This is a genomic window from Pseudomonas sivasensis (assembly GCF_052938085.1).
The window spans coordinates 1,000,839-1,016,076 of record NZ_CP176442.1 but is presented as its reverse complement, the minus strand read 5'-3'; the positions used below and the strand labels follow the sequence as shown (position 1 = coordinate 1,016,076).

At 58.5% G+C, this 15,238-nt stretch carries 13 protein-coding genes; 3 read left to right on the top strand and 10 right to left on the bottom strand.

From position 1 onward, the window contains the following. Position 1 precedes the first annotated feature (1 nt). Positions 2–823 carry a M23 family metallopeptidase gene (locus ACKZ62_RS04870; protein WP_099602719.1) on the top strand — a complete coding sequence of 274 codons (822 nt, stop codon included), beginning with the start codon at positions 2–4 and terminating at the stop codon, positions 821–823. Positions 824–1,147: 324 nt separating this feature from the next. Further along, positions 1,148–2,827 (top strand): 2-isopropylmalate synthase, encoded by a 1,680-nt coding sequence (gene leuA / locus ACKZ62_RS04865; RefSeq protein ID WP_145338389.1) that lies wholly within the window; start codon positions 1,148–1,150, stop codon positions 2,825–2,827. A 171-nt stretch (positions 2,828–2,998) separates the two neighbouring features. Here the strand turns inward: leuA and ACKZ62_RS04860 are convergent, their stop codons facing one another. Beyond that, positions 2,999–3,790, bottom strand: coding sequence for an amidohydrolase (locus tag ACKZ62_RS04860; RefSeq protein ID WP_095185818.1), 792 nt, complete (start codon positions 3,788–3,790; stop codon positions 2,999–3,001). Continuing rightward, positions 3,778–4,926: a pyridoxal phosphate-dependent aminotransferase gene (locus ACKZ62_RS04855; RefSeq protein ID WP_032890720.1), complete on the bottom strand. Its 1,149-nt coding sequence runs from the start codon at positions 4,924–4,926 to the stop codon at positions 3,778–3,780. Before ACKZ62_RS04855 ends, ACKZ62_RS04860 begins: the two co-directional genes overlap by 13 nt. Before the next feature lie 243 nt (positions 4,927–5,169). Between ACKZ62_RS04855 and ACKZ62_RS04850 the strand changes: the two genes are divergently transcribed. Continuing rightward, a complete protein-coding gene (locus ACKZ62_RS04850) occupies positions 5,170–6,429 on the top strand; it encodes an NHL repeat-containing protein (protein ID WP_447096389.1) in 1,260 nt (419 codons plus the stop codon). A gap of 34 nt (positions 6,430–6,463) precedes the next feature. On the opposite strand, the gene der is transcribed toward ACKZ62_RS04850, so the two are convergent. The 8 genes from der to rlmN all read right to left on the bottom strand — a co-directional run bounded on the left by der (position 6,464) and on the right by rlmN (position 15,228). After that, positions 6,464–7,933 carry a ribosome biogenesis GTPase Der gene (gene der, locus ACKZ62_RS04845; RefSeq protein WP_032890716.1) on the bottom strand — a complete coding sequence of 490 codons (1,470 nt, stop codon included), beginning with the start codon at positions 7,931–7,933 and terminating at the stop codon, positions 6,464–6,466. Positions 7,934–8,067: 134 nt separating this feature from the next. Continuing rightward, a complete protein-coding gene (gene bamB / locus ACKZ62_RS04840) occupies positions 8,068–9,219 on the bottom strand; it encodes an outer membrane protein assembly factor BamB (protein ID WP_032890714.1) in 1,152 nt (383 codons plus the stop codon). Beyond that, on the bottom strand, positions 9,212–9,853 hold the full coding sequence (locus tag ACKZ62_RS04835) for a YfgM family protein (RefSeq protein WP_032890712.1): 642 nt from the start codon (positions 9,851–9,853) through the stop codon (positions 9,212–9,214). The genes bamB and ACKZ62_RS04835 overlap by 8 nt, the downstream gene beginning before the upstream one ends. Positions 9,854–9,894: 41 nt before the next feature. Continuing rightward, positions 9,895–11,184, bottom strand: coding sequence for a histidine--tRNA ligase (gene hisS, locus ACKZ62_RS04830; protein WP_447096388.1), 1,290 nt, complete (start codon positions 11,182–11,184; stop codon positions 9,895–9,897). A 23-nt stretch (positions 11,185–11,207) separates the two neighbouring features. Continuing rightward, positions 11,208–12,317: a flavodoxin-dependent (E)-4-hydroxy-3-methylbut-2-enyl-diphosphate synthase gene (gene ispG / locus ACKZ62_RS04825; RefSeq protein ID WP_003175952.1), complete on the bottom strand. Its 1,110-nt coding sequence runs from the start codon at positions 12,315–12,317 to the stop codon at positions 11,208–11,210. A 2-nt stretch (positions 12,318–12,319) separates the two neighbouring features. Next, on the bottom strand, positions 12,320–13,309 hold the full coding sequence (locus ACKZ62_RS04820; protein WP_179179897.1) for a RodZ domain-containing protein: 990 nt from the start codon (positions 13,307–13,309) through the stop codon (positions 12,320–12,322). Further along, complete coding sequence (pilW, locus tag ACKZ62_RS04815; protein ID WP_179179896.1) at positions 13,309–14,067, bottom strand: type IV pilus biogenesis/stability protein PilW; 759 nt, start codon at positions 14,065–14,067, stop codon at positions 13,309–13,311. The genes ACKZ62_RS04820 and pilW overlap by 1 nt, the downstream gene beginning before the upstream one ends. 12 nt (positions 14,068–14,079) lie before the next feature. Further along, positions 14,080–15,228: a dual-specificity RNA methyltransferase RlmN gene (gene rlmN, locus ACKZ62_RS04810; protein WP_032890704.1), complete on the bottom strand. Its 1,149-nt coding sequence runs from the start codon at positions 15,226–15,228 to the stop codon at positions 14,080–14,082. Positions 15,229–15,238: the final 10 nt, after the last annotated feature.

Sequence of the window (15,238 nt, the reverse complement as noted above, 5' to 3'; positions counted from 1 at the left end):
GATGCCTCGTCTCTTTAGTTTGTTGATGCTGCTGTGCCTTACCTTTAATGCCCACGCCGATAGCTATATCAGCCGTACCTTGAACAAACCGGTGCCGGGTGGTGTGGCCGTGGTCGACCTGGGCCCTTCGGCGGCAGCGCCGAAAGCGACCTATCAAGGCAAGCCGGTGCTGGTGGTCAAGGAACAGGACAATTGGCTGGCGATTGTCGGTATCCCGCTGAGCGTCAAGCCGGGTAACGAGCGCATCAGCAGCGGCGGGCGCAGCCTGCCGTTTATCGTCGGCTATAAGAAATACCCGGAACAGCGCATCACCCTGAAAAACAAAAGCCAGGTCAACCCCGACCCAGCTCAACTGAAGCGCATCGAAGGCGAACTGGCCGTACAGCTCAAGGCCTACCGCAGCTTCAGCCCCAACCTGCCGAGTAACCTGGTGCTGGATAAACCGGTAAACGGGCCCCTGTCGAGCAAGTTCGGCGTGCGCCGTTTCTTCAACGGCGAAGAGCGCAACCCGCATTCGGGCCTGGATTTCGCCGTGCCGGCCGGTACGCCGATCAAGACGCCGGCAAACGGCAAGGTGATTCTGGTCGGTAACTACTTCTTCAACGGCAACACCGTATTCGTCGACCACGGCCAAGGCTTTATCAGCATGTTCTGTCATATGTCGAAGATAGACGTGAAGGTCGGCCAGCAACTGGTGCGTGGGACAGTGGTGGGCAAGGTCGGCGCGACCGGCCGCGCCACCGGCCCACATATGCACTGGAACATCAGCCTCAACGATGCGCGGGTGGACCCTGCGATCTTTATCGGCGCGTTCCAGCCCTGAATGACTCGATTGCGTGCGCTGCAAAGCGCGCGCAATTAAATTCAGAACCCACCGAATTTCCAGGCATAAAATCTCGCCTCCTACGTAAATAGCAGAACTTCTCTCAATTTTTCTCGACTGCTTGCCATCTTTCACCTCGGCGGTTAGGGTTGAGCTTATGAAAACCTCTCACACCCTCATTCAGCTCCGCCAGCACCGCAGCCTGTGCCTCGTCAGCGCACGACTGCCAGGCTGAATCGATCTGCCTCGTCTCTACGCTTTATCCCCAAAAACAGTTCCACGGCAGGCCGCCTTTTCTCGGCCCCTACAACAAAGGATTTCCCGATGAGCATGCTCAAAGACCCGTCTTCGAAGTACCGCGCGTTTCCGACCATCGATATCCCGGACCGCACTTGGCCATCGAAGACCATCACCACCGCGCCGATCTGGTGCAGCTCCGACCTGCGTGATGGCAACCAGTCGTTGATCGAGCCGATGGACGCAGTGAAAAAACTGCGCTTCTGGAAGACCCTGGTAGCCGTCGGCGTGAAGGAAATCGAGGCATCGTTCCCTGCCGCGTCGCAAACCGACTTCGACTTCGTGCGCACCCTGATCGAAGACAATCACATCCCCGAGGACACCACCATCCAGGTGCTGACCCAGGGCCGTGAAGACTTGATCGCACGCACCTTCGAATCCCTGCGCGGCGCCAAGAAAGCCATCGTGCACTTGTACAACGCCACCTCGCCGTCGTTCCGCCGCATCGTGTTCAACCAGGACAAGGACGGCATCAAGGCCATCGCAGTCAATGCGGCCAAGCTGTTCGTCAAATACGCTGCCCAGCAGCCGGAAACCCAGTGGACCTTCGAGTATTCCCCAGAGACCTTCAGTGCCACTGAACTGGAGTTCGCCAAGGAAGTGTGTGACGCGGTGATCGAGGTGTGGAACCCGACGCCTGAGCACAAGATGATCCTCAACCTGCCAGCCACCGTGGAGTGCGCCACGCCTAACATCTATGCCGATCAGATCGAGTGGTTCGGCCGCCATATCAACCGCCGTGACAGCGTGATCATCAGCCTGCACACCCACAACGACCGTGGTACCGGCGTGGCCGCTACCGAGCTGGGTCTGATGGCAGGCGCCGACCGTGTCGAAGGCTGCCTGTTCGGTAACGGCGAGCGTACCGGTAACGTCGACCTCGTCACCGTGGCGTTGAACATGTACACCCAGGGTCTGGACCCGCAGTTGGACTTCTCCGACATCGACGGTGTGCGCAAAGTCGTCGAGGAGTGCAACCAGATCCAGGTACACCCCCGTCATCCGTACGTCGGCGATCTGGTGCACACCGCATTCTCCGGTTCCCACCAGGACGCGATCCGCAAAGGCTTCACTCAGCAGAAAGATGATGCCCTGTGGGAAGTGCCGTACTTGCCGATCGACCCGGCTGACATCGGTCGCAGCTACGAGGCGGTGATCCGCGTGAACAGCCAGTCGGGCAAAGGCGGCATCGCCTACCTGCTGGAACAGGAATACGACATCAGCTTGCCACGCCGCATGCAGATCGAATTCAGCCAGGTAGTCCAGGCCGAAACCGACCGCGTGGGCCTGGAGATGACCGCACCACAGATCTACGCCTTGCTGCAGCGTGAATACCTGCAAGCCAACACTCCGTACGCGCTGGTCAGCCATCGCCTGCAGGAAGAGAACGGCAACAGCTTTGTCGAAGTGGAAGTCTCGGGCAAGGGCCAGGGCGAAACCAACCTGCACTGGAAGGGCAAGGGCAACGGCGCACTGGAAGCCCTGGTGGCTGGCCTGCCGATTGGCGTGGAAATCATGGACTACAACGAACATGCGATCGGTGCGGGTACCAACGCCAAGGCAGCCGCCTACATCGAGCTGCGTGTGAACGGCGAACGTCCAGTGCATGGCGTGGGTATTGATGAAAACATCACCACGGCGAGCTTCAAGGCGCTGTTCAGTGCGCTGAACCGATCGCTGAGCCAGCAGGAAGCCAAAGCGGCGTAACCTTAGCCGTCATACAAAAGGCCCCTGGGTGAGAACCCAGGGGCCTTTTTATTGAGTTCCAGATTTGGGTTGCCTGTCAGGGACGCATCGGGGGCAAGCCCCCTCCCACATTTTGAATGTATTCACAAATCAAAGTGTGGGAGGAGGCTTGCCCCCCCCGATAGCGGTCTGTCAGACAAACTGAAAGCTATCGGCATCCAGATTAGCCGGAAACTTGGTGCGATACGCAGCGAGCTCAGCCGCGTCAAGGCACACCTGGAACACCCCGTCCGCCTCCCCCGCACTCAGCAGGCTCTCGCCCTGGAAATCCAGCACTTGGCTATCGCCAGTGTAGGCAAAGCCCTTGCCGTCGGTGCCTACTCGATTGACCGCCGCTACGTAGCACAGGTTCTCGATAGCCCGCGCCGGCAACAACCGGTTCCAATGCTGGCGCCGCGCGCCCGGCCAATTGGCGGTGTACAGCAGCAAGTCAGTGTCCTGGGGATCCCGACTCCACACCGGAAAGCGCAGGTCGTAGCAAATCAGCGGCCGAACACGCCAACCTTTCAACTCGAACTGCACCTGGCGCTCGCCGGGTGTGTAGTGATTGTGTTCACCGGCCATACGAAACAAATGACGTTTATCGTAGTGCAACACCTCGCCATCCGGCCGCGCCCATAACAGGCGGTTGCGGTGGCTGCCATCAGCGGCCTGGATGATCACGCTACCGGTGATCACCGCGTTGTACTTCGCAGCCTGGGCCTGGAGCCAATGATGGGTCGGGCCGTTTTCCGGCTCGGCGAGGGTTTGCGAGTCCATGGAGAAACCGGTGGTGAACATCTCCGGGAGCACGATGAGGTCGGCGCCGCGGGCCTGCTCCAGCAGCCCGTCGAAATGTTCGAGGTTGGCCTGGCGGTCGTGCCAGGCCAGGGTGGTCTGGACCAGGGCGATATTCAAATTCGGCAGTGCACTCAGATCACGCATAGTTTTTCAGCTGCCTGTTGCAGCGTTTCCTCGCGTTTGGCAAAGCACAGGCGCACCAGGCGCTGGCCTTGGGGTGGGGTCTGGTAGAACACCGAGACCGGGATAGTCGCCACACCGTGTTCACGGGTCATCCACAGGGACATGGCGACGTCATCCAGGTCCGGGCGTATTTGTGAGTAATCCACCAATTGGAAGTAGGTTCCGGTCACCCGGGTAAAGCTGAAGCGCGACGGCGCCAGCAGGTCGCAGAACAGATCGCGCTTGGCCTGATAGAACGCAGGCAGTTCGTCGACGTGCTCCGGGTGTTCGGCCATGAAATCGGCCAAGGCGAACTGCAACGGGGTTACGCCACAGAAGTTGACGTATTGATGCACCTTGCGCAATTCAGCCGTCAGGGCCGGTGGCGCGACCACGTAGCCGGTTTTCCAGCCGGTGACATGGTAGGTCTTGCCAAAGGAGCTGACCACGAACGCACGCAGGTACAGCTCTTTATGGGCCAGCACGCTCACGTGGGGCACGCCGTCGAATACCAGGTGTTCGTAGACCTCATCGCTGACCAGGTAGATATCGCGATCGCGGATCAGTTCGGCCAACTGGTCCAGCTCGGCGCGGCTGATCAGCGCGCCAGTCGGGTTGTGCGGGGTGTTGAGGATGATCATGCGCGTGCGTGGCGACAGCGCGGCCTTGATCTTCTCAAAGTCCAATGCAAAGCCTTGCAGGCTCAGTTGCACATGGACACAGCGTCCCCCGGCCAGTTCGACCGAGGGCTCATAGCTGTCGTAGCAGGGATCGAACACGATGACTTCATCGCCACTGCGGATCACCGCCTGGATCGCACAGAAGATCGCAGCCGTGGCACCGGGGGTGATGGTCACTTCGCTGTCCGGGTTGACCGTGGCGCCATAGCTGCGAGCGATCTTGCCCGCCACCTGTTGACGCAGCGCCGGAAGGCCGGTCATCGGGGAGTATTGGTTATGCCCGCTGGCAACATGTTTGCCCACGGCATCGAGTAAAGCCTGGGGGCCGTTGAAGTCGGGAAACCCCTGGGAGAGGTTGAGCGCACCGGTTTCGGCAGCCAATTGCGACATAGTGGTGAAAATAGTGGTGCCGACATTCGGTAACTTGCTGTTGATCATTCGGTGAGTCCCTGCTGAACACCTGTCGCTGCAATGGCGCGGTAAGGGTCGAGGATAGCCCATGCGGTTGTCAGAAAAAAAGCCGGCACGCGCCGTTGATAGCCATGACCAGTATCGGCCTTCTACCGCGTCCTCTGCGACGAACGGACTGTCTCAGTGTGCATAACAGGTATTTCTAACAGTTACCTCAACGAAGAAAAAAGCGCCTAACTAATCAGGCTTACCCCATCAGCGAGGCAACCCATGTCAACCACTCTCCTCCACAAAACCGGTGAACTGGATCCGTCGTTTGGTGAACGCGGAGTCTTGCCGCTCAACATCGAAGATGGAGCGATTTTCAGGGCATATGGATTGAACAGCATTGACGACAAGTTACTGGTTTCCGCCAGTGTTCTGAAGGATATGAACACTTACCCCCAAGGCCACTTCGTCTATTTCAACCTGCAAGCAGATGGGCAGCCCAATCAAGGTTTCGGTAAAAATGGAATCGTGACCGGGCTCTTTGAACCATCGGATCAGCAATGGCCCTCAAATGGCCTGAAAGTGCTCACGGCGGATCACCAGTCCTACTTGCTGTGCGGAGCCCTGACGCACAACTCAAGCACTCCCGTACCCGCAGTAGCTAAAAGCCAACTAACCGGAGCACCCGTCCTTCAGTTCGGTAAAAACGGCCTATCGGTACTGAATCTGCCAATCACCTACGAACAAGGCCCCAACCAAGCGCCAGGCGTGGACGCGGCCCTTCAAAGTACCGGGAAGATAATCACCCTGCACTTGTACACAGGCGAACCCGGACACTGGGGAGCTCTGATAGCCCGTATAAATGCCGACGGCCAAACCGACCTCGCCTTCAATAGTGGCCGTGGCTATATCGACACCCTTAAGGCGGGCGAGAACACGGCTTTAGCAGGCCTCGCCATTCAAGCGGACGACAAGATTCTCGCTTACGGCCACAGCGTCCATGTCAGGGGTATCAAGACGGGAATCCTCCAGCGTTACACCTCGGAAGGTGCGGTAGATACAACCTTCGCGATCAGCGGCGAGTACCGAACCCAGGATCATCAATACCTTGATCTCGTTGCCACCCATGAAAAGATCCTTGCGTGCGGCTCTGCTGCGCAAGGAGCACTGCTTATCTCACTAGACCCCGACGGCGTGCCGGATCCCGGCTTCAACAATGGCCTACCGGTAATCACGGCAAACGTGACCCGTTGGCACAAGTTGCTGGTGGACTCTGGCAAAATCGTAGCGGTCGGCACCCTTGAAGAGGTATTGAACAAAACGGCCGTGATGGCGCGCTTCAATAGCAATGGCGAGATCGATACAAGCTTCGGGCCTAACGGCACCGGCATCGTTGAGCTGGACTTCAACCAGCAGTTCAGCGAGCCCATTGGGCTGGTCATGGACCAACAAAAACGATTGCTCGTATTGATGTCCTTATCAGGCCTCACGCTTGAACCAACCTTCCTGCTGGCGTGTTATTTTTCCGAATCGCAGGCGTAAAAAAGGCGCTACCGGCGCCTTTTTAAAGCTTGAATCAGCGCTTGTCGCGGCGCTTCTTGTCGGCCTTCTTGTGGTGAGTCATCAAACGACGCTTCTTGTTCACCTGACGGTCAGTCAGTGTGTTCTTGTTGCCTTCGTATGGGTTCTCGCCCCCCTTGAACTCGATACGGATCGGCGTACCGACCAGCTTCAAGACACGGCGGTAGGTGTTTTCCAAGTAACGCACGTAGGACTTAGGCACCTTCTCGATCTGGTTACCGTGGATCACGATAATCGGCGGGTTGGCACCACCCAAGTGGGCGTAACGCAGTTTGATCCGGCGGTTGTTGACCATCGGCGGTGCATGCTCGCCCACCGCATCTTCCAGGATCTGGGTGAGACGATTGGTCGGCCAGCGGGTGACTGCGGACTTGAAAGAATTCTGTACGGAAGCGTACAGGTTACCCACGCCAGTACCGTGCAATGCCGAGATAAAGTGAATATCGGCGAACTCGACGAAGAACAGGCGGCGCTGCAGCTCGATCTTGACGAAATCGCGCTCGCTCGGCGTCATGCCGTCCCACTTGTTGATCGCGATGACCAATGCCCGGCCCGCTTCCAGGGCAAAGCCCAGCAAGTTGAGGTCGTGGTCCACCACGCCTTCGCGGGCGTCCATCACGAAGATCACCACGTTGGCGTCTTTGATCGCTTGCAGGGTTTTCACCACGGAAAACTTTTCAACTTCCTCGTGGATCTTGCCGCGCTTGCGCACACCGGCTGTGTCGATCAGCGTGTACTTCTCGTCGTTGCGCTCGAACGGGATGTAGATACTGTCGCGGGTGGTGCCAGGCTGGTCGTACACGATTACCCGGTCTTCACCGAGCATACGATTGACCAGGGTCGACTTGCCGACGTTAGGACGGCCGATGATGGCGATCTTGATACCGTCTTTTTCACTAGGGCCAGGAATGCGCTTGGCTTCCTCACCTTCGGCAACGATCTCTTCTTCGCCTTCTTCTTCCTCAGCATCATCCTTCGGGAAGTCGCGCAGAGCGATTTCCAGCATCTGCGTGATGCCGCGGCCGTGGGCACCGGCAACCGGGATCGCGTCGCCCAGGCCCATCGGGCTGAATTCAGCACGGGCCGCCTCAGGATCGATGTTATCGATCTTGTTCGCGACCAAATAGGAACGCTTGTTACGCTTGCGCAGGTGCTCGCCGATCATCTGGTCGGCAGCGGTGTAGCCAGCGCGGGCGTCCACCAGGAACAACACGACATCGGCTTCTTCAATGGCCAGCAGCGACTGCTCGGCCATTTTTTCGTCCATGCCATGCTCATCACCGGAGATACCACCGGTGTCGACAATAATGTAGGAGCGCCCTTGCCACTTTGCCTCACCGTATTGGCGATCACGGGTCAGACCGGACAAGTCGCCGACAATAGCGTCGCGAGTCCTAGTCAGGCGGTTGAACAAGGTGGACTTGCCGACGTTAGGTCGGCCCACCAGGGCGATTACGGGAACCATGCGGCTCTCCACTTCGTTATTTCAGAAAATACAAAAGCCGCTGCAGGGCAGCGGCTGGTGCTCGGGGCAGCATCGTCAGATGCCGCATGCCCCGCCGAAGCGGGGCCGCCTGGGTGTTACCCCAAGCATAGTTCTTACTTGATGGTCAGGGCTTCCAGCTTGCCGCTGTTGCCATACACATAAAGCATGTTACCCACCACCAGCGGACGCGCGCGCAGGCCGTCGCTGTCGATACGCTCACGACCTACGAAGCGACCATCCACCTGGCTCAGCAGATGCAAGTAGCCTTCGAAATCGCCGACCGCTACGTAGCTGGAGAACACTTCCGGTGCCGACAGTTGACGGCGAGCCAGGGAGTCGTTGCTCCACAACGCGGTGGTGGAACGCTCGTCGACACTTTCAACAGTGCCGGATGCCAGGCTGACGTAGACGCTGCCAAACCCTTGGGAGACACCGGCGTAGCTGGAAGCATCACGCTGCCAGTTAACGCGGCCGCTCTGCAGGTCCAGCGCCGCAACACGGCCCTGATAGGTGGCGACGTAGAGGGTTTCACCCGACAGCAGCAAGCCACCGTCGATATCCACTACACGATCCAGCTCGGAACGACCTTGCGGGATTGCCACACGGGTTTCCCAGGCCGGCACGCCGTTCTGGGTGTCCAGGGCGACCACTTTACCGGTCGACAGGCCTGCAACGGCCAGATTGTTGGTTACAACCGGACCACTGGTACCACGCAGGGTCAACACCGCAGGAGTACTGTCGTACAACCAGCGCTGGTTGCCGGTAGCGGCATCCAGACCGATTACACGGTCATCCTGGGTCTGCACCACAACGATGTCGCCGTTGGTGGCAGGGGGTGCGAGGACTTCACTGGTCACGCGAGCGCGCCATTTCTCTTCACCGGTGCTGGAATCGAGGGCAACCACTTCGCCTTTCAGCGTGCCGACCATCACCAGGCCATAACCAACGCCTACGGCGCCGGACACAGGCAATTCGAGGTCAGTCTTCCATTTCACATCGCCGTTCATGCGATCCATGGAGATCACTACGCCGGTCACGTCAGCAGCCACAATGTTGTCACCGTCGATTGCCGGAACCAACATGTTGTAGGTCTCGCCCTGGCCGTCACCGATGGAGCGGCTCCATTGCTTTTGCAGGACTACTTCTTCCTTGAAGCTGGTCAGCTCGGCCGGAGGCAGTTCTTTTTTACTGTTGCTGCTGCAACCCGCGGCCAGAACGGCCAGAGCCAGCAATGCTGCATGTTTCCAACGGATCACGTCACGCATCCCCTTTGGCCAAGTCGTCGAGCTTGATTTGTAAGCCACCGACCGCCGCTTCATCAGACAGCGCCGCCTTGGCTTTCTTGTACGCAGCATTGGCTTCATCGGTGCGACCCAATTGGACCAACAGGTCGCCCTTGAGCTCTTCGCGAGTAGCAACAAATGCCTTGTCCGCATCACCGTCGAGCAGTTTGAGTGCTTCGTCAGCTTTGTTCTGTGCCGCCAATACCTGGGCCAGGCGCTGACGTGCGATTTCACCCAGGGTCGGGTTGGTCGGCTTGTCGGCGATAGCCTTCAGTTCTGCAGCGGCGTCATCCAGCTTGCCGGTATCGACCGCGACCTTCGCGACGAACAGGCTGCCGTATTGGGCATAGGTGCTACCGCCGAATTCGTTCTTCAGCTTGCCGGCCAGGTCCGCCACTTGCGCAGGGTCGGGCTTGCCGTCCGGCGTCAGGGTGGTTTCCAGCAATTGCTGATAGAGGATAGAGGCGCCCTGGGACTGGTTGGCCTGATATTTTGTCCAGGCTTGCCAGCCGAACACCACCACTAAAGCCAGCAGACCGCCAGTAACCAGGGGCTTGCCGTTACGCTGCCACCAGTCCTTGAACTCGGCCAACTGCTCATCATCAGTACTCGACACCCCAATACTCCTTAATCGCTAAATTCGGCTGTTCGACAGCTTCAACCCTGCACGACGCAGGTGGCCAAGTGCGCAGCGAGCGCATCAAAGGCAATGTTCTGTTGCTCGCCCTGGCCACGCAGGGGTTTGAAACCTATCACTTGCTGGGCCAACTCGTCATCGCCGAGGATCAGTGCATACAGTGCACCGCTCTTGTCGGCCTTCTTGAACTGACTCTTGAAGCTGCCCGCGCCAGCATTGATCTGAAGGCGCAGGTTCGGCAGCTGGTCGCGCACGCTCTCGCTCAAGGCCAGGGCCGCCAGTTCGGCTGCCTCACCAAAGGCGCACAGGTACACATCCACCTGACGGGAGATTTCTGCGGGGATTTGCTCCAGAGTTTCCAACAGCAGGATCAGCCGTTCGATGCCCATGGCAAAACCCACGCCGGTGGTCGGCTTGCCGCCCATCTGCTCGACCAAGCCGTCGTAACGGCCGCCCGCGCACACAGTGCCTTGGGCGCCTAGTTTGTCAGTGACCCATTCGAACACGGTTTTGCTGTAGTAATCGAGACCACGCACCAACTTAGGGTTGATTACGTAGGGAATGCCGGCCGCATCCAGGCGAGCCTTGAGGCCCTCGAAGTGCGCGCGGGATTCGTCATCCAGGTAGTCGGCCATTTTCGGCGCATCGACCACTACGGCCTGCGTGTCGGCGTTCTTAGTGTCCAGCACGCGCAACGGGTTGGTTTTCAGACGGCGCTGGCTGTCTTCGTCCAACTTGTCCAGATGCGCAGACAGGTACTCGACCAGTGCGACGCGGTAGCGGCCACGGGATTCGCTGGTGCCCAGACTGTTGAGTTCAAGCTTGACCGCATCACGAATGCCAAGCATGCCCCATAACCGCCACGTCATCACGATCAGCTCGGCATCGATGTCCGGACCGTCGAGGTTAAATACTTCCAGGCCGATCTGGTGGAACTGACGATAGCGGCCTTTTTGCGGACGCTCGTGGCGAAACATCGGACCGATGTACCATAGTTTTTGCGGCTGGCCGCCACCGGTGAGGCCGTGCTCAAGCACAGCGCGCACGCACGCGGCAGTGCCTTCCGGACGCAGAGTCAGGGAGTCGCCGTTACGGTCTTCAAAGGTGTACATCTCTTTTTCGACGATATCGGTCACTTCACCGATGGAGCGCTTGAACAGCTCGGTGAACTCGACGATCGGCATGCGGATCTGCTTGTAACCGTAGTTATCCAGCAGACGCGCGACAGTATTCTCGAAGTAGCGCCACAGGGGCGTCTGCTCCGGCAGGATGTCGTTCATGCCACGAATGGCTTGCAGAGACTTGCTCACATCAAATCCTTAAATTCGTTCAATCAGCCGCGAGCGATCAGCGCTGCGTCAGCGGCGACCTTTTCGGCCGCTTTCTCGCGGATCAGCTTTTCCAGCTCATCCACAAGATTGTCATTCGTTAACTTCTGCGACGGCTTGCCGTCGATGTAAATCAGGTTCGGAGTACCGCCGGTCAAGCCCACATGCGCTTCCTTGGCTTCACCCGGCCCGTTGACCACGCAACCGATCACCGCAACATCCAGCGGTACCAGCAAGTCTTCAAGGCGCAACTCCAAATCGTTCATGGTTTTCACCACGTCGAAGTTCTGCCGCGAGCAGCTCGGGCAGGCAATGAAGTTGATGCCACGGGAACGTAAACGCAGGGATTTGAGAATGTCGTAACCGACTTTCACTTCCTCTACAGGGTCTGCCGCCAACGAGATGCGGATAGTATCGCCAATCCCTTCGGCGAGCAGCATACCGAGACCTACCGCAGATTTCACTGTGCCTGAGCGCAAACCGCCAGCCTCGGTGATACCCAAGTGCAATGGCTGCACGATTTCCTTGGCCAGCAGCCGGTAAGCTTCAACCGCCATGAACACGTCGGAGGCCTTTACGCTGACTTTGAAGTCTTGGAAATTCAGGCGTTCAAGGTGTTCAACGTGGCGCAATGCCGACTCAACCAGCGCCGCCGGAGTGGGCTCGCCGTATTTCTTTTGCAGGTCTTTTTCCAGAGAACCTGCGTTGACGCCGATGCGGATCGGGATCCCACGATCACGGGCGGCATCCACCACCGCGCGCACACGGTCTTCACGACCGATGTTGCCTGGGTTGATACGCAGGCAATCGACACCCAGTTCAGCCACGCGCAACGCGATCTTGTAGTCGAAGTGAATGTCTGCAACCAACGGCACCTTGACCAACTGTTTGATGCGGCCGAAGGCTTCCGCAGCGTCCATGTCCGGCACGGAAACCCGCACTATGTCCACGCCAGCGGCTTCCAAACGGTTGATCTGGGCCACAGTGGCGGCTACATCATTGGTGTCGCTGTTGGTCATGCTTTGTACTGCGATGGGGGCGTCGCCGCCCACCGGCACCGAGCCGACCCAGATCTTGCGCGATACGCGACGTTTGATTGGAGATTCGCCGTGCATGACTATTGTCCCAACTTGAGGCGAGCAGTCTCGCCACTGGTGAACGGCGCCACGTCCACAGGCTGACCGTTGTAGGCCACTTGCGCGCCACGGGCGAAGCCCAGACGCAGCGTCAGAGGAGGCTTACCGCCTTGGTCAAGAGTATCTCCCTTACGCTTAAGACCACTAAACAGCACTTTACCGTTGCCATCGGTGACTTGCGTCCAGCAGTCAGCAATGTAGGTCACTTGTACGCGCCCGTCACCGGCGATCAATGCTGGAGTGGTAGGTGGCGAAATAGCTGGCGTAGCCGAGGCTGCTGGAGCGGGGGGCGCGGACGCGGGTGCTGCCGGCGTATGAGCCTGGGCGGTGGGCGCTGCCGGAGTCGCTGGCGCTACAGGAGCAGGCACAGCGGCGGTTGTCGCAGGAGCGGTTTCCGGTGCCGGTTGCTCGGTCGCGAGCGGCGCTTCAGACGTGGCCTGCCCCTCGGCAACAGCCTGGTCTTCCGGTTCATCCAACGGATGGATCTGCGTGGTGCCATCGGCGCTTTCGACTTCGACGTGCTCCATCGCGCTGCTGGTCAGGTCTTTACTGCGCTGAGAGGCTTGGTCTTGCCACCAGACAAACCCGCCACCGATCACCGCAACAAGCAGCAACAGGCTAACAATTCGCAAAATGGTGTGGGAAACGCGCACTGGCTCTTCGATACGACCCAGGCCATGAACACTGCTGCCCTGGGAATCGGTGCCGGTGAATTGGTCGAACTCCTGAACCAGAACGGTCTGGTCGATACCCAGCAATTTGGCGTATGCGCGGATATAGCCTCGGGCGAAGGTGTGCCCAGGCAGCTTATCGAACGCGCCAGCTTCCAGATTGCCCAAGGACGTGGTGGTCAAATTGAGCTTGAGGGCCACTTCCGCCAGCGACCAACCATTGCTTTCGCGGGCCTGACGCAAGGTTTCGCCTGGGTTTACGCGATTAGCTGCTACAACTTCCGGGTGCGCCGCTTTCATCATTGCTCCGACAGGTATTGCTGATATTCCGGCGTACCGGGATAGAGTCGTTCGAGTTGCTGGCCAAAATGTGCGGCCGTGTCGCGTTCTTCATGAACTGTCGCCAGGCGCACACCGAGCAATAGACTACGTGCATTTTGCCCGCTGAGCAGGCTAAAACGCTCGTAATAGTCACGTGCCGGCACATAATGCCTGTCTTCGTAAGACAACTCAGCCATTTCGAGCAACGCCCGCGGCTGGCGACTGTTCAGGTGCAGGGCTTTTTCCAATTGCTGGCGAGCACTGTCGCGCTGGCCGAGACGCATTGAGGTCACCCCAAGGTTCTCGAAGACCCGCGAACGCTCTGGGTAAAGGGTGTCGGAAGAAGCTTGCTGGAAATAACGGGAAGCCTGGTCATAACGTTTCTGTTCGAACAGGAAGCTGCCGTAATTGTTCAGCAGCCGAGGGTCGGCAGGACGGAAGGCCAAAGCCTTTCTGAAATACTGATCGGCAAGTTCAGGTTCGGCCTGGGCTTGGAACACCAAGGCCAATGCAGCGTTGGCGTCGGCATCGTTGTTGTCCAGCTCAAGGGCCTTTTTCAAAGGCACCTTGGCCTGCTCGCTCATGCCCTGCTGCAGGTAACCCAACCCCAGTTGCACATAGGCAACTCGCGCCTCATCACGACCTTTACCGGTTTGCAAAGGGCTCTCATGGCCCGATGAAACACAACCGGCCGCGAGGCCGGTAACAAGCAGAAGCAGCGCAAGGCGCAAGGGCATAGAGATCCTCTCTCAGATTCGATTCACAGCGATTTGCGGCATGTCGTCGGCGGCATTCAGTTCACGCACGGCGATATAACGTTCGCTGCGACGGGTGCGATCCAGCACCTGTCCTACCAATTGGCCGCAGGCGGCGTCGATGTCTTCACCACGAGTGGTGCGTACGGTGACGTTGTAGCCTGCCTGGTGCAGTTGATCCTGGAAACGACGAATGGCGTTGTTGCTCGGCCGCTCGTAGCCAGAATGGGGAAACGGGTTAAACGGGATCAGGTTGATCTTGCACGGGGTGTTCTTGAGCAACTCGATCATCTCGATCGCGTGTTCGACCTTGTCGTTGATGTCCTTGAGCATGGTGTACTCAATGGTCAGCACGCGTTTCTCACCCAAAGTCGCCATGTAACGCTGGCAAGATTCGAGCAGCATCTTAAGCGGATACTTCTTGTTGATCGGCACCAATTGGTTACGCAATGCGTCATTAGGTGCGTGCAGCGACAACGCCAGGGATACGTCGATGTGCTTGGCCAGCTCATCAATCATCGGTACCACACCGGAGGTCGACAGGGTCACACGGCGTTTGGAGATGCCGTAGCCCAGGTCGTCCATCATCAGATGCATGGCCGCAATCACGTTGTCGAAGTTCAGCAGCGGCTCACCCATGCCCATCATCACCACGTTGGTGATGGCACGGTCGACGGTCGCCGGGACGCTGCCAAAGGATTTGTTGGCAATCCACACCTGGCCGATGACTTCGGCGGCAGTGAGGTTGCTATTGAAGCCTTGCTTGCCGGTGGAGCAGAAACTGCAATCCAGGGCACAGCCTGCCTGGGACGAAACGCACAAGGTGCCACGTTTGCCCTGGGGAATGTACACGGTCTCGACGCAGCTGCCGGACGCCACGCGCACCACCCATTTACGGGTGCCGTCGGTGGAAATGTCCTCGCTGACAACTTCGGGACCACGGACCTCAGCAATGGCCTTGAGCTTGTCGCGCAGGGCCTTGCTGACGTTCGTCATGGCGTCGAAATCGTCGACACCAAAGTGGTGAATCCATTTCATTACCTGACCGGCACGGAAGCGCTTCTCCCCGATTGAGTCGAAGAATTTCTCCATTTCCGGCTGAGTCAGACCCAGCAGGTTGGTTTTAACAGTCGATGTAGTCATGGATTCACCC

Coding starts and splice junctions, on each gene's coding strand:
- ACKZ62_RS04870 (WP_099602719.1), top strand. CDS start 2: ATGCCTCGTCTCTTTAGTTTGTTGATGCTGCTGTGCCTTACCTTTAAT.
- leuA (WP_145338389.1), top strand. CDS start 1,148: ATGAGCATGCTCAAAGACCCGTCTTCGAAGTACCGCGCGTTTCCGACC.
- ACKZ62_RS04860 (WP_095185818.1), bottom strand. CDS start 3,790: ATGCGTGATCTGAGTGCACTGCCGAATTTGAATATCGCCCTGGTCCAG.
- ACKZ62_RS04855 (WP_032890720.1), bottom strand. CDS start 4,926: ATGATCAACAGCAAGTTACCGAATGTCGGCACCACTATTTTCACCACT.
- ACKZ62_RS04850 (WP_447096389.1), top strand. CDS start 5,170: ATGTCAACCACTCTCCTCCACAAAACCGGTGAACTGGATCCGTCGTTT.
- der (WP_032890716.1), bottom strand. CDS start 7,933: ATGGTTCCCGTAATCGCCCTGGTGGGCCGACCTAACGTCGGCAAGTCC.
- bamB (WP_032890714.1), bottom strand. CDS start 9,219: ATGCGTGACGTGATCCGTTGGAAACATGCAGCATTGCTGGCTCTGGCC.
- ispG (WP_003175952.1), bottom strand. CDS start 12,317: ATGCACGGCGAATCTCCAATCAAACGTCGCGTATCGCGCAAGATCTGG.
- ACKZ62_RS04820 (WP_179179897.1), bottom strand. CDS start 13,309: ATGAAAGCGGCGCACCCGGAAGTTGTAGCAGCTAATCGCGTAAACCCA.
- pilW (WP_179179896.1), bottom strand. CDS start 14,067: ATGCCCTTGCGCCTTGCGCTGCTTCTGCTTGTTACCGGCCTCGCGGCC.
- rlmN (WP_032890704.1), bottom strand. CDS start 15,228: ATGACTACATCGACTGTTAAAACCAACCTGCTGGGTCTGACTCAGCCG.